Source organism: Paenibacillus sp. FSL E2-0178, from assembly GCF_038593005.1.
GTDB classification, from domain to species: Bacteria; Bacillota; Bacilli; order Paenibacillales; family Paenibacillaceae; genus Paenibacillus_AQ; species Paenibacillus_AQ phytohabitans.
This window is the reverse complement of the sequence record NZ_CP151953.1, coordinates 6,635,319-6,657,515: the sequence shown is the minus strand read 5'-3', so window position 1 is coordinate 6,657,515 and position 22,197 is coordinate 6,635,319. Positions and strand designations below refer to the sequence as shown.

General features: G+C 52.8%; 18 protein-coding genes and 1 other RNA gene. 2 read left to right on the top strand and 17 right to left on the bottom strand.

Annotated features, from left to right (window positions below):
• The first annotated feature begins 254 nt into the window (after positions 1–254).
• A complete protein-coding gene (locus MHI42_RS28845; protein WP_342421389.1) occupies positions 255–2,132 on the top strand; it encodes a S8 family peptidase in 1,878 nt (625 codons plus the stop codon).
• A 37-nt stretch (positions 2,133–2,169) separates the two neighbouring features.
• Here the strand turns inward: MHI42_RS28845 and MHI42_RS28840 are convergent, their stop codons facing one another.
• Positions 2,170–3,612 (bottom strand): PLP-dependent aminotransferase family protein, encoded by a 1,443-nt coding sequence (locus MHI42_RS28840; protein ID WP_342421388.1) that lies wholly within the window; start codon positions 3,610–3,612, stop codon positions 2,170–2,172.
• Between the two features lie 95 nt (positions 3,613–3,707).
• On the opposite strand from MHI42_RS28840, the gene MHI42_RS28835 reads away from it, so the two are divergent.
• The gene (locus MHI42_RS28835) at positions 3,708–4,922 is read left to right on the top strand and encodes a PLP-dependent aminotransferase family protein (protein ID WP_342421387.1); all 1,215 of its coding nucleotides are present in this window, start codon (positions 3,708–3,710) and stop codon (positions 4,920–4,922) included.
• 117 nt (positions 4,923–5,039) lie between these two features.
• Here MHI42_RS28835 and rnpB read toward each other — a convergent pair.
• The 16 genes from rnpB to MHI42_RS28755 form a co-directional block, all read right to left on the bottom strand.
• Positions 5,040–5,456: RNase P RNA component class A (gene rnpB, locus MHI42_RS28830), an RNA gene on the bottom strand.
• Positions 5,457–5,528: 72 nt separating this feature from the next.
• Entirely contained in the window at positions 5,529–6,644 is a 1,116-nt protein-coding gene (locus MHI42_RS28825; RefSeq protein ID WP_342421386.1) for a Nif3-like dinuclear metal center hexameric protein, read from the bottom strand.
• Positions 6,620–7,420, bottom strand: coding sequence for a class I SAM-dependent methyltransferase (locus MHI42_RS28820; RefSeq protein ID WP_342421385.1), 801 nt, complete (start codon positions 7,418–7,420; stop codon positions 6,620–6,622). Before MHI42_RS28820 ends, MHI42_RS28825 begins: the two co-directional genes overlap by 25 nt.
• Positions 7,396–8,220, bottom strand: a complete 825-nt coding sequence (locus MHI42_RS28815; RefSeq protein WP_342421384.1) for a hypothetical protein — start codon at positions 8,218–8,220, stop codon at positions 7,396–7,398. The genes MHI42_RS28820 and MHI42_RS28815 overlap by 25 nt, the downstream gene beginning before the upstream one ends.
• A gap of 160 nt (positions 8,221–8,380) precedes the next feature.
• Complete coding sequence (rpoD, locus tag MHI42_RS28810; RefSeq protein WP_039304147.1) at positions 8,381–9,514, bottom strand: RNA polymerase sigma factor RpoD; 1,134 nt, start codon at positions 9,512–9,514, stop codon at positions 8,381–8,383.
• Positions 9,515–9,554: 40 nt separating this feature from the next.
• The gene (dnaG, locus tag MHI42_RS28805) at positions 9,555–11,390 is read right to left on the bottom strand and encodes a DNA primase (RefSeq protein WP_342421383.1); all 1,836 of its coding nucleotides are present in this window, start codon (positions 11,388–11,390) and stop codon (positions 9,555–9,557) included.
• Between the two features lie 24 nt (positions 11,391–11,414).
• The gene (locus tag MHI42_RS28800) at positions 11,415–11,888 is read right to left on the bottom strand and encodes a DUF188 domain-containing protein (RefSeq protein WP_039304144.1); all 474 of its coding nucleotides are present in this window, start codon (positions 11,886–11,888) and stop codon (positions 11,415–11,417) included.
• 179 nt (positions 11,889–12,067) lie between these two features.
• Positions 12,068–14,149, bottom strand: a complete 2,082-nt coding sequence (gene glyS, locus MHI42_RS28795; protein ID WP_342421382.1) for a glycine--tRNA ligase subunit beta — start codon at positions 14,147–14,149, stop codon at positions 12,068–12,070.
• Positions 14,142–15,029: a glycine--tRNA ligase subunit alpha gene (glyQ, locus tag MHI42_RS28790; RefSeq protein WP_039304138.1), complete on the bottom strand. Its 888-nt coding sequence runs from the start codon at positions 15,027–15,029 to the stop codon at positions 14,142–14,144. Before glyQ ends, glyS begins: the two co-directional genes overlap by 8 nt.
• 461 nt (positions 15,030–15,490) lie before the next feature.
• Positions 15,491–16,246: a DNA repair protein RecO gene (recO, locus tag MHI42_RS28785; protein WP_076244088.1), complete on the bottom strand. Its 756-nt coding sequence runs from the start codon at positions 16,244–16,246 to the stop codon at positions 15,491–15,493.
• 36 nt (positions 16,247–16,282) lie between these two features.
• Positions 16,283–16,426, bottom strand: coding sequence for a YqzL family protein (locus tag MHI42_RS28780; protein ID WP_081972193.1), 144 nt, complete (start codon positions 16,424–16,426; stop codon positions 16,283–16,285).
• A 107-nt stretch (positions 16,427–16,533) separates the two neighbouring features.
• Entirely contained in the window at positions 16,534–17,427 is an 894-nt protein-coding gene (gene era, locus MHI42_RS28775; RefSeq protein ID WP_039304132.1) for a GTPase Era, read from the bottom strand.
• Positions 17,428–18,217: 790 nt separating this feature from the next.
• A complete protein-coding gene (locus tag MHI42_RS28770; protein WP_331281734.1) occupies positions 18,218–18,679 on the bottom strand; it encodes a cytidine deaminase in 462 nt (153 codons plus the stop codon).
• 360 nt (positions 18,680–19,039) lie between these two features.
• Complete coding sequence (locus MHI42_RS28765; RefSeq protein WP_042216793.1) at positions 19,040–19,435, bottom strand: diacylglycerol kinase family protein; 396 nt, start codon at positions 19,433–19,435, stop codon at positions 19,040–19,042.
• A complete protein-coding gene (gene ybeY, locus MHI42_RS28760; protein ID WP_342421381.1) occupies positions 19,435–19,938 on the bottom strand; it encodes an rRNA maturation RNase YbeY in 504 nt (167 codons plus the stop codon). Before ybeY ends, MHI42_RS28765 begins: the two co-directional genes overlap by 1 nt.
• Positions 19,910–22,189 (bottom strand): HDIG domain-containing metalloprotein, encoded by a 2,280-nt coding sequence (locus MHI42_RS28755; protein ID WP_340985742.1) that lies wholly within the window; start codon positions 22,187–22,189, stop codon positions 19,910–19,912. The genes ybeY and MHI42_RS28755 overlap by 29 nt, the downstream gene beginning before the upstream one ends.
• Positions 22,190–22,197: the final 8 nt, after the last annotated feature.

Below are 22,197 nucleotides of genomic sequence, written 5' to 3'. Positions count from 1 at the left end.
CTTTGTAGTCGTTACGACATAATCATTTCGAGTAGTTCTATCTTGATAGTATCACAAAACTTCACCGGTCTCCACCCACCGCAGGTGAGGAGAGTCATCCCGGTCCGGCAGACCGGATACAAGCCCCGGAAAGCGCTTATTTTCTGATATTAACATAAAACCCTGTACGGCGGTATCCTTTTCTAAGGGTGCATAAAACCGGCCCTCTCTTCTAAACCTAACAGGTATTACAATGCCAGGAAGGAGCGGAAACCATGTCACGAAAAAATTTAACCGTCGCCGGTCTGGTCACTGCTGCGCTGACGGTGGTGCTGCTTACTTTTGCCCTGCGGCCGGAAGACAGCGCCATAAGCGGTACCCTCAGACAAGCCTCTGTGCCGAATCCCTCTCAGGAGAAAATCATCAAGAAAACGGCCCTGGTACAAGATGTGAGTGCTACTGACCGCCTGAACCGCGTGGATGTAAGCAAGCATCTTAGAACTATGCTCTCGGATACCCACGGCGCTTCGCCTGAGGATATCTCAGCATATGCCAGGAACTTGCAGCAGGGACACGGTCATATCACCATGCTGATGCTGATTGATTTCCGCACGCAGAAGACAACTACCTACAAATCCTCCCTTCCGGAAGGAACGGACCAGGAGAACAAGCAGCTGCTCAAATACCTGAACACAGCCAAGTCGGCCATCAAGGGGCATCAAGCCTATGAGTCCCCGTCTTTTGTAATCGGCAGCAAGAAATATTATTTCGTGGCACAGCGTGACCAGGAGGGCCAGCTCGGCGTCATCGCCCTGATCAATCAGAAGATCCTTGACCGGGTAGCCCAGCACCAGCTGAAGAATCTTCGTCTGATCCCTTATCCTAAGGAAGGCAAGTACCGCGTAGAATCCGTTCATGCCGATACGCTGCAGGACCTCACTGTCAAGACAGGCCATGACAACGAGAATGCCAGCCACTACTACGAGAACGAGATCGTCGTCCGGTTCCGGAGCGGGCATCCTACAGCAGGCCAGCTCCAGACCATTGCCGCAGATATTCAGTGCAAGGAGCCGCGTAAGCTGGGATATGCCTATATTTTCCGCTCAGAGAAGATGAACTATTCCCAGCTCAAAACCTACTTCGCTTATAAATGGCACCCGCAATATTCCGAGCCTCACTATATGTATTTAACCAATGATACAGTGAGCGAAAATACAGGAGCCAATGTTATAACGCCTAATGATCTGCTCTTCTCCACCTATCAGTGGAATCTGCCGGCCATTGAAACAGAGCTGGGCTGGAATCTGTCCAAAGGCAGCAAGGAAGTCGTTGTAGCCGTGGTGGATACCGGAGTTCAGGCGGACCATCCCGATCTGCAGGGCCAGCTGCTGGCCGGATATAATGCGATAACTAACGGTGGAGCTCCGGATGATGATGTCGGGCATGGCACGCATGTCTCAGGCATCATCGGAGCATTGACCAATAATGAGGAAGGTGTGGCCGGCATCAGCTGGTATAACAAGATCCTTCCGGTAAAAGCGCTCGACAACTCCGGGGCTGGCACCACTTATTCCGTTGCCGAAGGCATTATCTGGGCTGCCGACCATGGCGCCAAAGTGATTAATCTCAGCCTGGGCAATTATGCCGACTCCCAGTTCCTGCATGATGCCATCAAATATGCCTATGACCGCGACGTTGTCATTGTCTCCGCTTCCGGCAATGACAATACCGAACGGCCGGGTTACCCTGCCGCCTATGAGGAGGTAATTGCCGTGGCCGCAACCAATTCCACCGGAGAGAGAGCGTCTTTCTCCAATTACGGGGATTATATCGATGTGGCTGCACCCGGGGAGAGTATCGCCAGCACCTATCCTGATAATCAGTATGCGGCATTATCCGGCACCTCGATGGCCAGCCCTCATGTGGCAGCGCTCGCCGGGCTGGTACGCTCGCTGAACCCCGAGCTGACCAATAAGGAAGTAACCGAGCTGCTGACCTCAAATGCGGTGGATCTGGGTGATGCCGGACATGATAAATACTATGGCTGGGGTCAGGTGGATATCTACAAGACACTGCAGGCTGCCGGCGGAGGTCAGGTTCCCCTGCAGTTATTCCCCCAGCATGTCGGTAAACAGCTGAAATCCATGCAATGAGTTAGGCGCTTGTCCGCCTGGCCTGACGCGGGAAGGCTTATTGGCGGATTGAACGCAGATGCCGGTCCAGCAGATGCAGGAACTGTCTGAGCCCGCGCTCCATGTCTTCTTGCGTAAGCTGCGAATAACAGAGCCGGATATGGCGGGAAGGCGTGTCTCCGGCATAACAGACATCTCCGGGCAGGAAGGATATCCCTTCCTGATCAGCCAGCGCATGCAGCTTGTCAATCCCGGGGGATTGGGGCAGCTGCAGCCATAGGTTCAGGCCGCCCTCAGGCAGCGTCCAGCTGACTCCGGCCGGGGCATACTGCTTCAGAAGCATCACCGCCGCTTCCTTGCGAAGGTGCAGGGCGGTCCGCAGCTTCGCCGCGTAGGCCTCATACCTGCGGTCGATGAACGGCAATACCGCCCGCTGGGTCAGCAGCGGGCTGCCCAGGTCACTCGACGACTTGGCGGCAATCAGCCTGGACAGGATATTGCCTTCAGCGGCAACGCAGGCGATCCGGCATCCGGGCGCGAGCACTTTGCTGAAGCTCTTCATATAGACTACATGCCCGGCGCCATCCATCGATTTGATCGACGGCGGGGGCGGCTGATGGAAATACAGATCACTGAACGGATCATCCTCCACAATGAGACAGCGGTAACTGCGGGCAAGCTCCAGCAGCCGCTGTCTTCTTGTTATGCTCATCGTAGCGCCGCTGGGATTCTGAAAGGTAGGATTCGTATAGATGAGCTTCGGCGGTCTGCGGTCACACATTGCAGTAAGCCTGTCCACCCGCATCCCTTGCTCATCCATCGGAACGAAGATCATCTCTGCCCCCCGTCCGGCAAAAACATCAATGGCCCCCGTATAGCTGGGTGCCTCCAGATACACGGTGTCCCCGGGACCAACGAAGGTCCGGGCCACCAGATCGATTCCCTGCTGCGAACCGCTGGTAATCATTAAGTCATTGGACCCAATCGCTATGCCCCGGCTCTGCAGATGCCTGCGCATCACCTCCCGCAGCTCCTGATCCCCCTGGAAATTCCCGTAGGAGGCCATCAGCTCCGGCTCTTCTTGTACCAGAGCCGCCATAGTGGCGCCAATCGGTTCAAGCGGAAGGAGGCTGCTGTGTATCGCTGCCAGATGGAAGGGATATTTCACTTCCGAATAATTGAAGTTGCGCCACAGCTGTGCCCGCGGCAGGTAGTCGTCATAACTGTCCTGCCATCCGGCTGAAGTATCGGGCAAATTCCGCTGCCGCTCCGCTACATAACAGCCTTTGCCCTGGCTGCAGACAATATGGCCGCGGGTTTCCAGATCAGCATAAGCCTTGCTGACGGTTACCTGGCTTACCTTTAAGGAGGAGGCCAGGCCTCTTACGGAAGGCAGCTTACTCCCCGGCTGGAGAAGTCCGGAAGTGATCCGCTGGGCGATTGTCTCACTGATCTGCTGCGGCAGAGATTTAGTGCCGCTGCGGAGTAAATCAATACGCATCCCGTTTCCCCCTGACTGTTATATTTAGCGCTTTACTGTTATACTGCTATACCGTTATGATACAACAAAATTCAGATTAGCGGGGAGCATGAACCATGAAGATCAATTATGCTGAGATGACGAACCACCTGGGGTCCTCAGCTGTCCGTGACATTCTCAAAATTACGCAGGGCAAAGATATTATCTCGCTGGCGGGCGGCCTGCCTGCTGAGGAGCTGTTCCCTGTAGAGGCTGTCCGCGATGCCTATAGCCGTGTACTCTCCAGTGATGTTTCAGCGCTGCAATACGGCTTAACCGAAGGATACCTTCCGCTGCGTGAAGCGGTCGCTGCAAGATTGGGACAGCAGGGTATTCCGGTGTCCGCACAGGAAATGCTCCTCACCACCGGTTCCCAGCAGGCTATAGATCTGCTCTGCAGAATACTTATTGATCCGGGTGATGCCGTACTGGTGGAAGCCCCGACTTACCTGGCTGCCCTGCAGGTACTGGGCTCGTACCGTGCAGACATCCGCGTAGTGGACAGCGATGAACAAGGCATGCTGCCTGAGCATCTCGAAGAACAGCTCCGTACGCACCGGCCTAAGCTCCTGTATGCCGTCTCTACGTTCAACAATCCCTCAGGTGCGACCTGGAGCAAAGAACGCCGTGAACAAGTTGTAGGGCTATGCAGGAAATACGGTGTGCTGATATTGGAGGACAATCCGTACGGCGAGATTGCCTTCGACGAGACACCGGGAGCATATCCGCCTGCGCTCGCCGCCATTGACAGAAGTATGGACGGGGATTCCTGTGTGGTCTACACCGGTACGTTCTCCAAAATCGTTGCACCCGGACTGCGCACCGGCTGGATCACCGGGCCCCTGGAACTGATTCGTGTCGTTGCCAAAGCCAAGCAGGCTGCCGATCTGCATTCCAGCGCCATTGATCAGCGCGCTCTGCATGAGCTTCTGCAGAGTTTTGACCTTGAGGGCCATATCCGAGTGATCTCCCGTGAATATCAGTCACGGATGAAGCTGCTCTCGGCTGAGCTCTCCTCGCGGAACTGGGAGGGGGCCAGCTTCCTTGAGCCGCGCGGCGGCATGTTCCTGTGGCTGACCCTGCCCGGCCGCATCCATACCGCTGAGCTGCTCCCGCTCGCCGTAGAGCAAGGCGTCGCCTTCGTTCCCGGCGAGGTGTTCTACTCAGAACATCCGCTGAAGAATGCGATGCGCCTCAACTTCACCCATACGCGGCCGGAGCTGCTGCCGCTTGCGGTGCAGCGGCTGGAGACAGCCATGTCCCGGTATGAGGAGCGCTTGCTTCCTATGTAGCCAGTCCCCCGGATGTTACCTATAACTGTATACAAAAGGCGGCCCCCTGAGGAGGCCGCCGTCTTAATGTCTGTATGTGTATTGAGTTACCGCACAGTGCTTATTTTCGTTGTCAGTTAGGAAAGTTTGCCGTAAGCCGGGTTCTGTGCTCGTTGTGGTTCAAACGGGAACTACCCTCCCACCATAAGCGACAATCATCTATCTAGGCCATACATTACTGCACAGCTCCAGCGACCAACCTAGACACGCCTCAGGCGAAGGCTGCTTCTCCCGGTTAGGGAAGACGCTGCGTCTCATTAGGTCTTGCTCCAGATGGGGTTTACCAGGAACGAAGTCACCAGCGTTCCTCGGGGTCTCTTACACCTCGGTTCCATCCTTGCCTGTGCTGCCCTAAAGCAGCCATCGGCGGTCCATTTCTGTGGCACTATCCTTCGGCTCGCGCCGACTGGACGTTATCCAGCATCCTGCCTTATGGAGCCCGGACTTTCCTCCCGCGGCGTTCTCACGCACACCGGCGATTGTCTGTCAAACTTTCCGGAACAACATTGTATATTATACAGACTTGGACCAGCGGACACAAGTGTAAATAATTGCAGCCCAGCAAGCTTAGAGGAAATTAAAAGGCTCGGTGTTCAGCTTGGAGGCATGCACCACAGTACTGCACTTATGCTCCGTCAGCTTACCGGCAAGAAATTCCGCTACTTTCCCCTTCATGATCTTCTCCGCGTTATGCCCGGGATCGATCAGTGCGATGCCTGCCAGGTGTGCATCCTGTGCCGTATGGTAATCGATATCACCCGTCACCAGCACATCCGCTCCTTTGAAGATGGCACTGCTGTAATACTTGGCACCAGATCCGCCCATCACAGCTGCCTTGCGGATAGGACGGTTCAGATCGCCGACGACCCGCACATGGCCGACATCCAGACCGCTCTTAACGGTCTCCACGAATTCTCCCAGTGTGGTCGGCTCCTTAAGCTTACCCACTCTTCCGAGGCCGAGGCTGCGGCCCTTGAGGTCCATGGAATAGAGATCATAAGCCACCTCTTCATACGGATGAGCCTTCAGCATCGCCTGCACAACTTTGTTCCGGATCGGTTGCGGCACAATGGTCTCAATGCGGATCTCTTCAGCCCGCTCCAGCTTGCCTTGCTTGCCGATATAAGGGTCTGTCCCCTCCTGCGGAATGAAGGTGCCATAGCCTTCAATGTTGAAGCTGCAATGGCTGTAATTGCCGATCCAGCCCGCACCGGCATTCAGAATCGCATCCAGTACCTTCTGATGGTGATCCTTCGGCACAAATACAACGAGCTTGGACAATTGCTCCGTATGAATATCCTTGATCGGTGCGCCGTTCTCAATCCCCAGCGCTTCCGCCATCCAGTCGTTCATTCCGCCTTCGGCCACATCCAGATTGGTATGGCTGATATAGACGGCAATGTCGTTTTTGATCAGCTTCTCATACAGCCGGCCCATGGGAGTATCTGTAAGAATGCCTTTGACCGGCCGGAAAATAATCGCGTGATGCGCGATGATCAGATTGCAGCCTTGGGCAATCGCTTCGTCCACGACACTGTCGTTAACATCCAGCGCGACCAGCACGCCGGTTATCTCCTTCTGCAGACTACCCAGCTGAAGCCCTACATTATCCCATTCCTCCGCCAGATGCTTCGGGGCAAGCTGCTCCATATATCCTATTACAGTCTGTCCTTTGGCAAACATTCCAGCACCTCCGCTATCCGCTTAATCTGTGCACTGATCTTACTGCGCTTCTCTTCTGCCGCCTCCAGCTCTGAACGCGACAATGAGGTCAGGATACCTTCCAGCTTAGAGATTTCCCCCTGCCACTTCGCCATGAACACTTCATTCGGCGCTTGCAGCAGCCAAGGACCCATCTGCAGCAGCAGACCCTGATCAAGGGCCACCTTGCCGCCGGCGAGCTCTTGTTCCCGGTACAGCTGTTCATTCGTCCGGCCAGCTTCAGTGCCTTCAGGGACCGCTGTCAGGATCTCATAAGTTTTGCCGTCTTCCTCCAAAATATGCTCCGAGATCAGCACCCAGCCGTTACCAAGCAGCCAGCGGCGCAGAATATCCTCGCCCACATTCGGCTGCAGCGCAAGTGTCTTCACCCCTGCCAGCTTACCCAGTTGCCGGCCGCGTTCAAGAATGGCGGCGATTAGCGATCCGCCCATGCCGGCAATTGTGATGCAGTCTGCTTCCCCCGGCTCCAGCACTTCCAGTCCGTCTCCACGCCGTACAGCAATCTGCTTGCTGAGGCCTGCTTCGGCTACGCCTCTGCCTGCTGCTTCATATGGTCCCAGGTTTACTTCCCCCGCAATTGCGGAAGGCACACGCCCGCTCTCAACTGCAGCTACAGGCAGCAAGGCGTGATCCGAACCAATGTCAGCAAGCCTGCTTCCTTCCGGTACCTGCTCCAGCAAAAGCTGAAGCCGGTCTGATAATTTTACATTGTTCATGAGGCCACCCACGTTATCCATTTTTTTCTGAAGATGAACAGCAGCGCTAAGCCAGCAGCGATCTTCAGTATTAATACAAGCGAAGTCCATTCCGGGAATCCCGATCTGAGCCACAGCGCATCGATTTCCGGCATCAGCCAGAGTGAAACGCCGACGCCCAGGTACACACCCGAGACCCCGCTAACCCGGTGATACAAAAGCCAGCTTAGCCAGATCATCAGCACACAGAGCGGAAGCCAGAGCAGTTCCAGCATGAGAATGGAAGCATCCGGCCGCGCCTGGCCGAAGAATCCGGCATACAGCAGGGCCCAAAAAGAAAAACCGCAAAAATGAAGGAGTCCGATACGCAAAAAGAAGCCAAGTACACACCATAGAAGACCGCAGGTTGCGATCAGCAAAGGTCTCCAAAAGTCCGGATCCAGATCATGCAAAGCAATTAACCATAGCCCGAACCCAAGGGTTAACACGCTACCGATTCCAGCCAGCACCAGACTGATCATCTTGTTGCGGTCCTGATAAATAGCAGAGTAGCCATAACATACAATTAATACACAGAGCGCCGTGGCAAGTTGCAAAGGCCAGGGAAAAACGCTAAAATAAAGACTAATCAAGAAAATCAAGGAAATTATTCCAAAACCAAACAGCCATATTTTGATGCTTCCCTGCTGGAGATTCCGCAGCGACACCGGATTGCTATCCTTAATTTCTGCTTGATCATCATACAGGTTGGTCAGGAAGTCACAATATTGCTCCGGCAGCAGCTTGCTTCTTCTCCAGTACTGAATTTCTCTTAAAATAGTGTCACGTTTCTCCAAATTCAACGGCTCATCCCTCTTTCCAGATCTTGCCTCCGGCCTGTTACATAACCCCCCGCAAAGTGGGGCTTTAGCTTCGATGATGACTCAGGTACTTTGCGGGGGCCCCAGAATATACACAAAGGACCTCCTGCCACCGTGCAGCAGAAGGTCCGGCCTTATACGTCTATTCGAGGAAATCCTTCAACCGCTTACTGCGGCTCGGGTGACGCAGCTTGCGCAGTGCTTTGGCTTCAATCTGGCGGATACGCTCGCGGGTAACACCGAACACCTTACCCACTTCTTCGAGGGTTCTCGTCCGTCCGTCATCCAGTCCGAAGCGCAGGCGAAGCACGTTCTCTTCACGCTCAGTGAGCGTGTCCAGCACATCCTCCAGCTGTTCCTTCAGCAGCTCATAAGCCGCTGCATCCGCAGGCGCAAGCGCCTCCTGATCCTCAATGAAATCTCCCAGATGCGAATCATCTTCCTCACCGATTGGTGTCTCCAGTGATACCGGCTCCTGGGCAATCTTCATGATTTCCCGAACCTTCTCAACGGTCAGTTCCATCTCAGCCGCAATCTCTTCCGGCGAAGGCTCACGTCCCAGCTCCTGCAGCAATTGGCGGGAGACCCGGATCAATTTGTTGATGGTTTCCACCATGTGCACAGGAATACGGATCGTCCGTGCCTGGTCAGCAATCGCACGGGTAATCGCCTGGCGAATCCACCAGGTAGCATAGGTACTGAATTTGAAGCCTTTATTGTGGTCAAATTTCTCAACGGCCTTGATCAGACCCATGTTGCCTTCCTGAATCAAGTCCAGGAACAGCATGCCGCGTCCGACATAACGTTTGGCGATACTGACTACGAGCCGCAGGTTCGCTTCGGCAAGTCTCCGCTTCGCTTCCTCGTCACCATTCTTGATTCTCATTGCCAGTTCCACTTCATCGTCAGCCGATAACAGCGGAACACGCCCGATTTCCTTCAGATACATCCGGACGGGGTCGTTGATCTTGATGCCCGGAGGCAGCGACAGATCGTCGTCGAAGCTGAAATCATCACTGTCTTTGTCCTCATTATCCTCACTTGGACGGAGGCTGTTGACCTCTTCATCATTCTCATTCACAACTTCGATCCCCAGATCGCTCAGCTGCTCGTAGAATTCCTCCATCTGCTCGGGGTCTTGATCAAACGGCGATAATTTCTCCATAATATCTTTGTAGTTCAATGATGATCTTTTCTTACCATGATCAATAAGCTGATCCTTAACCTGATCCAGAGTAAATTCCGCTTCCAGTTCAGTATGCTGATCGTTCGCCATAATTCGACTCCCTCCTCCCTAGGTACATCCTGTCAATGTCTCATTGTCTCTCTAGGGCTAAAATTTCACTTGCTATTTGTGCTGCACGCAAAAAGTCACCGGATTTTTCCGCCTGAATCATCTCTTCACGCTTGGGTTCTATTTTGCGCTGCAGAGGATACTTCTGCACTTCACGAATACAATCGTCCAGAACCTGGGTATTCCAGTCCGGAGGAGTATCCATCATGGAGATTGCCGTAGCGGTCTTCTCCAGACGGTCATCCTGAAGCGATGATAGAAACCGGCTGATGCCGGGTGGTTTGCCTTGCGCATAATAGGCATATAGATAAGCGGCAATTGCCGCATGATCATCAATATTGAAATCTTCCCCGAGGCGTTCGCCCACATAGGCCGCCGCTTCCGGATCTTGAATCATCAGGGATAAAAGGCGCCGTTCCGCAACATGGTAAGCAGGCAGCAGCGTAGGTGTCTGCACTTGCCCTTTTTTATGCCTACCATTATTCCACCTTTTGTCGTTATTATCCCCTTCGGGAATGTTTTTTTGCATGGACGCCCGAAGTAAATTGCAATCCTGCTTCAAGCTGTCATAGGACAACTCCAGCTCGGAGGCGATTTCCCTCAGATATACCTCACGCTCCGTCGAAGAATGGAGTCCGGCAATAATCTCCAGAGCCTCCTTGACATAGGCAATTTTGCCGTCTTCCTCTAGGAGTATATGGTTTTTTTTCAGATATATAAGCTTAAATTTTATGGATGATACGGCGGAGTCAATCACCTGTTCCCTGAATCTGTCCCCGCCATGCCGGTTGATGAATTCATCGGGGTCCAGACCGCTCGGGAGCAGCGCAACCTTAACTCTCAGCCCGCTTTCTTCAAGCAGCGGAATGGCCTTAAGTGCGGCAGCTTGTCCCGCCTTATCTCCGTCATAGGAGAGAACAATCTCATCCCCCAGGCTTTTCATCAGCGCCACATGGCCCTCGGTGAGCGATGTACCCATGGTCGCCACCCCGTTATGCACACCTGCATCCCAAGCCGAAATGACATCACCGTATCCCTCGAACAGGACGATTTGCCGCGTTTTGCGGATGGATGCTTTGGCCTGGTGCAAATTGTACAGGATCCGGCTTTTGTTGAATAACCGGCTCTCCGGGGAATTCAGGTATTTCGGCTGCCCTTCGCCGAATATTCTTCCGGCAAAGGCGATGGTCTTGCCCATGCGGTTAGCAATCGGAAAAATGACCCGGCCGCGGAAACGGTCCAGATAACCCTTGCCTTCCCCCCGGGCAGACAGCAGTCCGCCCTTCTCCATCTCGGCGAGATCAAAGCTCCGTTTCTCCAGAAACTGCAGCAGTGTATCCCAACGGTCCGGCGCATAGCCAATTTGAAACTGGTCAATCATTCTATCGCTGAAACCCCGGGTTCTTAAATAATCCATGGCGGCTGTGCCGTATTCCGTGTTCTTCAGCAGATAATGATAATACTTTGCCGATAAATCATACGCCTGAATCAGCCGGTCCCGCTCTGGATCGGGTGGAGCGAGCGCTCCCCCTCTGCCCTCGGGCACGGGTATATCACTTTCTTCCGCCATTATTCTGACTGCTTCGGGAAAGGATAATCCTTCGATCTCCATCCTGAACTTGATGGCATTTCCGCCCATACCGCAGCCAAAGCAATGAAATACTCCCCGGTCAGGGGTGACGGTGAAGGAAGGGGATTTCTCCGAATGGAACGGGCAGAGGCCCCATAAATATTTCCCCTGCTTGGACAAATGGACAACCTTACCGACTGTATCGACAATATCATGCCGCGCCAGCACGCTTTCGATAACCTCTTCCGGAATATTACCGTGTCCGCTAGCCACATTAGCCACCTTCATCTCTTAACAAATAAATATAATTCGCTACAGCTGTACATTCTCCTGCAAAAAAGTTAAAAGTTTTGTCAGTTTATGTTGAAAATAAATTTTTTCCTCTGCGGTAATCGCTTTTGGACCCTTGGAGTAGTGGCCTCGCCTGCGCTCTACCGCCCGGGCATGCCTGCCCTCCAGCATAAAATCCATTTTGGAATCCTCATACTCCTGCCCCCGGTTCGAGAGCACCCTGCAGCGTTTGCCCAGCGCCAGCGCCGCAAGCCCATAATCCTGCGTAATTACGACATCTCCCGCAGAAATATGATTGGCGATATACAAATCGGCACTGTCAGCTCCGCGGTCCACCTGGACAACCGTGACACCTTCTTCAGCTTTGAGCACATGATCGTAAGAAGAAACCATCAGCACCGGTATGCCAAAGCTGCGGGCCACGGTATTAATCTCCTGTTTGACCGGACAAGCATCCCCATCAACGACAATCTTTCTTTCCTGGGATCTTACCATGATTCTCACCAAATTCCCGTGTAATATATATACGCTCCGCTTGGCAGAAATCCTTCTTTGTAAAGCATAAATACGGAACGAATGTCAACTTACGCATTGGCACCGTTCCGTATATTTATACCCTAAACCCTCAATCTATACCATAAGTCACAAACATTAATTGAATTTCCAGCCCTTGATTACCACACCAGCTTGCCGAAATCGGCAAATAATCTGGAATCCGCGTTAATGCCGGACAAGAGTGCCAGACGGTTAGCGCGAACCGCCTCGTCTTCAGCCATGACCATAACGGAATCGAAGAATCCGGTAACGGCATCCTTCAGCCCCGACAGAATCTGCAGTGCTTCTGCAGCATGCAAGGCAGTCAAGGCTTCACGGTAAGGATCATGAATACTCTGCCAAGTCTGATACAGCTTCTGTTCGGCTTCTTCTTTGAGCAGAGAAGGATCGATTACCGTTCCTTCGGCTGCTTTGGCCGCCAGATTGCTGACGCGGGTCAGGGAATCCACAGTGATTTTGAAATCAGCTACGTCTGTTACTGCATTCATAAGCGCAAGACTTCTGCCTACCACGTCAACGATATCATCGAAACCGGCAGCAGTAGCTGCATCCACAACATCATAGCGGACATTGTTGTCGGATAATAGGCGTTTGACGCGCAGACCAAAGAACTCGTAAAGGTTTATACGCAGTTCAGGGGTGAAATGTTTCTCTGAACGTAAACTTTCATGAACTTCCAGCGCTGCAGCGAAAATTTCCTGCAAACTGATACTGAGCTGATGCTCCAGCACCATTTGCACAATTCCTGCCGCCTGCCGGCGCAGCGCATAAGGGTCCTGGGAACCGGTCGGGATGATCCCAATCGAGAAACACCCTACAATCGTATCGATTTTATCGGCAAGGCTAACTACCAGACCTGCCTCCGTTGAAGGAACAGCATCCCCTGCGAAACGCGGCTGATAGTGCTCGAAGATCGCTTTGGATACATTGTCAGCTTCGCCGGCCTTGCGGGCATAATCCTCACCCATCGTACCCTGCAGCTCAGGGAACTCGCCCACCATTTGCGTAACCAGGTCGAACTTACAGATATCTGCAGTCCGGCTGACTTCAGCCGCAGTACTCGCCGGCAGTGCAAGCTTCACAGCCAGACGGTCAGCGATGGCACGGATACGGCGTACTTTATCTCCTACACTGCCCAGCTCTTCGTGATACACGATATTCTCCAGCTTGGCCAGCGCATCGTTAATCTGCAGCTTCTGATCCTCTTCATAAAAGAACTTGGCGTCCTGAAGCCGGGCGCGGAGCACCTTCTCGTTACCCTTGGCGATCACGTCCAGCGATACGGCATTCCCGTTACGGACAGTTACGAAGAACGGAAGAAGCTTGCCGTCTTCGCCGAACACCGGGAAGTAACGCTGATGCTCGCGCATGGAAGTAATCAGCACATCCTGCGGGATGTTCAGGAAAGCGGGGTCGAATGTACCGAACAGGACGGTCGGTGTTTCTACCAGGAACAGCACCTCTTCGAGCAGATCTTCCTTAATCGCAATCTTCCAGCTCTTCTCTTCGGCGAGCTTGTTGATTCCGCTGAGGATCAGCTCTTCTCTTTCTTTCACATCTACGAGCACATGCTGGCTGCGCAGAGCTTCGACATACAGGTCAGGTTCAGCGATAACTGTCTCTTTCCCAAGAAAACGGTGGCCGCGGCTCACATTGCCGGTTTTGACTCCAGTAATCGTAAGGTCAATAATCTCCTGGCCAAAGAGCGCGACCATCCAGCGGATTGGCCGGACAAATTTGAAATCATAAGCGCCCCAGCGCATATTTTTCGGGAAAGTCATAGCATTGACAATACCTGTTAGCCCCTCAGAGAGCAGGGAGGCCGTTTCGATCCCGGTGCTGCTCTTGGTTACATAGATATATTCTACGCCGGCCAGTTCCTTGAACGTAAATTGCTCCGGTGCAACGCCCTGGCTGCGGGCAAAACCAAGTGCCGCCTTGCTCCACTCGCCGCTGGCGTCCAGAGCGATTTTGCGTGACGGGCCTTTGACTTCATCACTCACATCTTCCTGCCGCTCAGCAGCATCCTTCACCAGTACAGCAAGACGGCGCGGGGTTGCATATGCGCAAACGCCATTATGGCTGATCCGCGAGGCTTCGAGCCATTTGGCTGTTCTATCCTTCAACTGTTCCATGGCGGCGCGGATGAAGCGGGCCGGAATTTCCTCGAGACCGATCTCGAACAAAATGTCTTTAGACAAGGTCAGCACCTTCTTTCTTCAGCAGCGGGAAGCCGAGCTTCTCGCGTTCCTCCAGATATGTTGCCGCTACGGTGCGGGCAAGATTACGCACTCTTGTGATGAACCCCGTACGTTCGGTTACACTGATCGCTCCGCGCGCATCCAGAAGGTTGAAGGTGTGCGAGCATTTCAGCACATAGTCATAGGCGGGGAAAACCAAATGGTTCTCCATCGCTCTGCGCGCTTCCTCTTCGTAGGTGTTGAACAGGGTGAACAGCATTTTGACATCGGAAACTTCAAAAGTATACGTGGAATGCTCCACCTCCGGCTGATGGAACACATCACCGTAAGTCATTCCGTCTACCCATTCCAGGTCGAATACATTTTCCTTATCCTGAATGTAGGAGGCAAGACGCTCCATACCGTAAGTAATCTCCACCGCTACCGGGCTGGCTTCAATTCCCCCTACCTGCTGGAAGTAGGTAAATTGCGTAATTTCCATTCCGTCCAGCCACACTTCCCAGCCGAGGCCTGCACAGCCCAGTGACGGATTCTCCCAGTTGTCTTCGACAAACCGCACGTCATGCAGCAGGGGATCTACGCCCAGTGCCTTCAAGCTATCCAGATACAGCTCCTGAATATTGTCCGGGGACGGCTTGATGATGACTTGGAACTGGTGATGCTGGTACAGGCGGTTCGGGTTCTCCCCGTAACGGCCGTCTGACGGACGGCGTGAAGGCTCGACATAAGCGACCTTCCAGGGCTCCGGACCGAGTGACCGCAAAAAGGTCATCGGATTCATCGTGCCCGCCCCTTTTTCCGTATCATACGGCTGGACGAGAATACAGTTCTGGGCTGCCCAGAACTGCTGCAGTGTCAGAATCATCTGCTGAAAGTTCATACTACCGACTCCTTCGCTTTACAAGTGTGTACTGCCTCTTTACTTATGACTGGCTCTTGCTGCTGCGCGATGGAGGCGGTCACCGGCTTCTTTCTGTATCCCTGCGGCAGGTTATGGAGAGTATATCCTTCATAAGTCCGCCACAAGGCAAAAAAGCTCCCGCCCCCATGCCTGATTAACAGACATAGGGACGAGAGCCTGAATTCTTCTCCCGCGGTTCCACCCTACTTGATTACGCTACGCGAAATCCACTTTTCATTCTGCCGCTTCCGTACTCCCGGGCGCCATGTTCATGAACGTTGTCCTGCCAGGCTTCCACTATCCCCGGCTCGCTGAAGCGACAAATCGATTCATTACTTTCCCGATCGCTGCACTCTCTCCATGTCTGGAGCAATCACGGCATTCCTATAAATTGCTGTAAAAAGAAACTGAACTTATAGTAACGGATAATTCGCATTTCGTCAAATATTGTATTTATCAAGCTGATCGAGGAAACTCTGCGATTTCAGCCGGAGCCCCAGCTGCATATCCATAAATGCCCGCATAATGGCCTTAAGCTCTGCGCGTGTCTCAGGCTTCACATCCACATTGCCAAGTCTGGTCAGATCAAGTAGCGCGAATAGACGCAGCAGCTTCAGGGCACGCGGAGAAATCTCCATCGCGGGAGGATCATTATGCCGGCAGCTGCGGCAGATTACACCGCCAAGACGCGGACTGATTCTAAGCTCCTCATCCGGCTTGTCCATATCGCAGACTACACAGGTATCCAGCTGCGGGCCGTAGCCTGCCGCCTGCAGCACTTTCATTTCAAAAACATTTATGATGATGCCGGGCTCTTTGTCTTCTTCAAGTGCATTCAGGCAGGCGCTTAATTGACGGAACCAAAAGCTTCCCGTCTCTTCATCATGCAGTACCCGGTCAAGCAGCTCGCAGGCATAGGATGCATACGCCGCTTTGACAAGATCCTCACGCAGCGGATGATGGGACTTCGTGATCTCCCCGGCATTCAGTGTTCCCAGTCCGCCATTGTTACGGAAAAATACAAATTCTCCTGTTGTGAACAACTGGATCAGGGCAGCATGGCGGCTTTTCACCTTCTTAGCGCCCCGTACCAGAACACCTACTTTACCGGCGTTCTCGGTGCAAAGCGTAATAATTGCGTTCCCTTCGCCGTAGTCCATGCTGCGGATGACGATCCCTTCCACCCTGTATAGCATGCCTCTTCTCCCAACCACTCGGCAAGCAACCAGTCCTTATTGTGCTTCTTCATCAATGACCATCTCTTCCTCCGCCGGCAGCGGTCCGCTGCTCTCCGGCGAATCTCCAGCTTCTCTGTACAGCAAATAAGCATCGACATCTCCAGTCATTGCAAAATACTTCCACGAAAAGTTCCGCATTCGTATTCATCCTTTCTTCGGAAACACGATGTCTCTTCAGAAGTAGGATGTACGAAGCTGGGGGATCTATCCTTGCAATTCCTGCCAAGTAGAAGCGGAGGGAAGGTTTATTGGTCTTTATGGAAGCCCAAATCCCGCAGTACGCGGTCCTGATTGCGCCAGTCTTTTTTCACTTTTACCCATAGTTCCAGGAAAATCTTCGAACCCAGCAGGTTCTCAATATCCGTTCGCGCACGCCGTCCGACTTCCTTCAGCAGGGCACCCTGCTTGCCGATAATGATCCCCTTCTGGGAATCGCGCTCCACAAAAATAACCGCTGAAATATGCACTACGCCATTCGGTTCAACGCTCATGTCCTCAATCGCCACCGCAATGGAATGCGGCACCTCTTCGCGGGTCAGATGCAGAATCTTCTCGCGGATCAGCTCCGCACAGACGAATTGCTCCGGGTGATCGGTAATCTGGTCGTCCGGATAATATTGCGGGCCTTCCGGCAGATACTTCTGTACCTGCTCCAGCAGCGTATTGACATTGCTGCCCATTTTGGCAGAAATCGGCACGATCTCGGCGAACTCATGCAGCTTGTTGTATTCGGTAATCATCGGAAGCAGGGCTTCCGGCTCGATCTTGTCAATCTTGTTCATCACGAGAATGACCGGCGTCTTGATGGAGTTGAGCTGTTCCGCGATATAACGGTCACCGCCGCCCATCCCCTCTGAAGCATCAACCAGGAACAACACAGCCTCCACTTCATGCAGGGTGCTCATCGCCGTCTGGTTCATGTAATCGCCCAGCTTCGACTGTCTTTTATGGATACCCGGTGTGTCCAGGAATACGATCTGCGAATTATTGGCTGTATATACCCCGTGAATTTTGTTTCTGGTGGTCTGCGGCTTGTCCGACATAATGGCGATCTTCTGGCCAATCACCTGGTTCATAAGTGTCGATTTGCCTACGTTCGGTCTGCCGATAATGGCGACAAACCCTGATTTAAATTTCATAAAATCCTCCTATTTATCTTACAACTTGGTCAATCTGGAAACCTTGATACTAGGTCAAAAGCGTTTCGATCCCCCTAATTCCCCCTTAGCCAAGGGGGACCCCAAGGGCCCCGGCCCTCTGGACACCCGGAATTGGCGTGGGCACAGCGTCCGGCATGGGGAAAGCGGAGTTGGAGCCGGAGCGCTTACGTTCCCTGCGGGAACACGCTTTACTGTGGCGCAATAAGTGACTGACACGCTATACTGCGGCGCGAAAAAAACTGGTTACTTGAACAACCCAAAGCTTGGTCAAGACAATATTCCACATCTTTTCGATCCCCTAATTCCCCCTTAGCCAAGGGGGACCCCAAGGGCCCCGGCCCTCTGGACACCCGGAATTGGCGTGGGCAGAGCGTTCGGCACGGGGAAAGCGGAGTTGGAGCAGGAGCGCTTACGTTCCCTGCGGGAACACGCTTGACTGTGGCGCAATAAGTGACTGACACGCTATACTGGGCGCGAAAAAGACTGGTTACTTGAACACCTAAACCATACTTGAACCCTCTAAAACAAACTTAGTTGTATTTTGTACACTTATTCTGTTTAGAATCAGAGACTCTACAGGTTTAAATGTATTTCATACAACTATTTCCTGAATTAGAGGCTGTTTTCGGACAAACTAGCAAATATAGTTGTACTTTTTGCAGTTATATCGAAGTTTAGCGAAGTTAGCGGGAGTTTAATTGTACAAAATACAATTAAACTATGATCACAGGCATAATTAACCCAACTAAATACTTCACCTGTCTTGCTGCTACTCCGGAGCCTGACCCTGCTCCAGATCCGCAGGACCGAAAGCGCCGGGCAGCAGGTCGCGCACGGTAGTCTCCACGATGTCGCCCTTCAGGTTGCCGAGAATGACCGGCATATCAGGGCCGCACAGTTCAACCATTACCTGGCGGCAGACGCCGCAAGGCGAGACAGGTCCGTCCGTATCCGCGACTACAGCGATAGCCCGGAAGGTACCCGGCTTATGCCCGTCCGCAATCGCACGAAACATAGCGGTCCGTTCCCCGCAGTTGGTCGGTCCGTAGGCAGCATTCTCAATATTACAGCCGTGGTGAACATTCCCGTCCTGATCCAGCAGCGCAGCACCGACTCCGAAACGGGAATAAGGTATATATGCATTGGCTCTTGCCTTGATCGCTTCCTGAAGAAGTAGAGCAGAATCCATAGTTGTCCTCCTAAAAGTTTTGTGAGCATATACTTCTCTGATTAGTCTTCTTACAAAACTCACTTCGTAAGCATAACCTTAGTTTTATTGAGCATTCTCTTCATTGAATTTCCTTCGAAATAAAACTCACTTCGTAAGCATGGACCTAGTTTTGTGAGCATAATATCCTACTTCGATTATTCTCCGTACAAAACTCACTTCGTAAGCATAACCTTAGTTTTGCGAGCATACACTGCTTCGATTATTCTTCGTCTAAAACCCTGCTTTATAAGCATACACCGCATCCATTATTCTTCGTACACTACCGGCCGCTTAAACATGACCTGGTATTGTGGTTCTAAGTAAAGATGACGGAGCGCACAAAGCGGATCCGCCTCTCCCTAAGCTGAAGTTGTAAACTGATTATGACATAAGACTTGTGATCCAGTCCATCACGGGATGATAAAAAACATAGATTCCCGTAATAACAGCAAACACCGCCGTAAGCAGTACAGCTCCTGCGGCGGTATCTTTGGCCTTCTTGGCCAAGGGATGAATCTCCGGCGACACCAGGTCAATCGTCGCTTCAATCGCCGTATTCAGCAGCTCGGCGGTCAGCACCAGCGTAATCGCCAGAAGCAGCAGCATCCAGCTTGACAGGGGGAGCCTGAATGCAGCGGCGGCGGCCAACACTATAACAGCAAGGCCGCTGTGCACCTTCATATTCAGCTCCGACCGGAAAGCCGCAGCAATGCCATGAGCCGCAAAGCGAAAAGAATGCCAGAATTTTTTGTGGCCGACCGCCGTGTTCTTGACCATTAGCGTGTCAACCCGACCTGAGCCAGAACATTCTCCTGCTTAGACATCATCTCGGCCTCAGATTCCGGATCCTGATGGTCATATCCCAGCAAATGCAGGAAACCGTGGACGAACAGGAAGCCCAGCTCGCGCTCCAGCGAATGTCCATATTCCAGCGCCTGCTCTTGCGCACGCGTTACGGAGATAATGATATCTCCAAGCACGTTAGGTACTTCCTCCAGCTCCTCGCCCTCACCAGCGGGCACAGCATATATAATTTCCGGCTCATCTTCTCCGGTCTCATTCATCGCGAAGGACAGCACGTCCGTTGGACGGTCGATTCCCCGGTATTCCAGGTTCAGCTCATGGATGCGTTCGTTATTAACGAAGGTAAGATCCACTTCCCCCTCATCAATTCCTTCAGCGCTGCCCGCTTTCTGCAGAATAATCTCCAGCAGGGCGATCAGCTCGCTGTTAATCTCATGCTCTTCCTGTTCATTGCTCCAAACGACGCTCAGGCTCATTTTTGATGGCCCCTTCCTCTTTTTTGGGCTTGCGCACATCCTCGGGATACTCAATCCGGGAATGGAAAATGCCCATTACAGTCTCTTTAAGTGTCCGTGCAATAATGTCCAGCTCTTTGATGGTCAGGTCGCATTCATCAAACTGATGGTCATCCAGCCGGCTTTTGATAATCTTCTCGATCATCGTTTCTACCTGCACAACGGTAGGCTTGCGGAGGGAGCGGACCGCGGCCTCCACACTGTCGGCGATACCGACCACTGCAGATTCCTTCGACTGTGCCTTCGGTCCCGGATAACGGAAGTCCTCCTCCGTGAAGTCGGGCTCCACACCCTTCTCCTCTGCAATCTTCAGTGCTTTATGATAAAAATAATGCAGGAATGTTGTGCCGTGATGCTGCTCCGCGATATCGCGGATCGGCTTCGGCAGCTTGTACTCCTTCTGCATCTCCACCCCGTCACGGGCGTGGGCCACAATGATGGATTTGCTCAGCTTCGGCTCAATCGAATCATGCGGATTCTCCATATTGTTCTGGTTCTCAATGAAATAGAACGGCCGTTTCGTCTTGCCGATATCATGATAATACGAACCCACCCGGCACAGCAGGCCGTCTGCACCGATCGCTTCAGCCGCAGCCTCAGATAGATTCCCGACCATAACACTGTGATGGTACGTTCCCGGTGTCTCCGTAAGCAGCTTGCGCAGCAGCGGATGATTCGGGTTAGACAGTTCGACGAGCTTCAGCGCCGACAGGATGCCGAACGTAGCTTCGAAGAATGGCATCAGGCCGATTACCAGCACGGCAGTCAGCAGGCCGCTTGCAAACGCGAACCCGATGGAATACAGCGTCTGTGTCTCATTCCATACGCCTCCGCCCAGCATGGTCAGTATAGCTACCGTCAGGCAGCCGAACAGGGAGACCATAATACCGCCCTTCAGGAGGGTAGAGCGCTGTCCTGCCCGGTGAGTGGAGAAAATGGCCACATAGCTCACAATAAGTGCAAAGAAGCCGAAAGTGAAATCAAATACGGTGTTCTGCTGCACATTCAGAATAATACTGGCAAGAACGCTGAACAGAATGGAACAGAAATAGGCCAAGGTCATATCCAGCAGCATGGAGATCAGCATCGCGCCTATCGCTACAGGAGCCAGGAAGCCTATATACGTCCGGACATCCGTCTGCAGGAATGCCGCCAGCTTCATCATAATAATTGTAATTATAAACACCAGCACCAGCATGAGCAGCTGGGAGTTATTATACTTGAAACCGGAGGTCCCGCCGTTATAACGGATGAATGTCATCAGGCCAAAAGACAGCAGCACGGAGAGCAGCAGCAGCCCGAATTGCGGCCAGTAGTTGACTTCTTTGCTCAACAGACCGTTCTCGTCCAGCAGGGCATACAGCTCCGGAGTAATCTCCTGGTTCTTGGCGACCAGTACATCCCCCTGCTCAATGAATACATCAGGTGTATTCTGGCGGGCCTGCACCTTTGCTTCCTTGGTCGCATCCTCGTCGTAGAACTTGTTGCTTGTAATGACCAGCCGCACCAGCTCCTGCACAACCTCACGGGCGGTCCGCTGGCTCAGCGAACTGACACTGACCTGCTCGGCCACCTTAGCACGCGCGGTCTGGGCGTCAGTAATCTGGTCATTCATCAGTTTGGTGACAATATCCCGGGCAACAGGCTTCATCTCAATGATATCCTGGGAGGTCAGCCGCGGAATTTTAATATACGTTTCTTCAGGAATAGTGTAGGCCTGGTCCTTGATGACCGACTGCATTTCAGCGAGCAGATGCTCCGAATACGTTCCGGCTTTACTGCTGGCAGCAACAAAGTTAAGAATAAAATCGTTGGCCCGCCGCGGAATTTCCTCACGGTAGATCGTCGTCTTATCGCTTTGCGAAATCGTATCATCCTGATTCAGCCGGTCAATCCGGTCGAGCAGCAGGGTTACTAGATTCTCAGCCCGCATGGGTATAATTGCATACCGGTTAGTTACATTCTCGGCCGCTTCTTCCTGGGCTTTCAGCTTGGCATTGGTGTCCGGGATTTGCTTGGGCGCCGTGATTTCCTTGGCACTGCGTGTACCCTCTTTGATATCATACTTTTTGGGCAGCAGGTCAGAGGACAGGCTGAAGTAGAAAACAAGCCCCAATAACAGGAAAAGAGCATAGCGCGAGACCGCGCTATACTTCCACCCGTTAGTGCTATATACAAATCCGCTTAATTTCGATGGTTGCTTTGAGGCCATGAAGACAA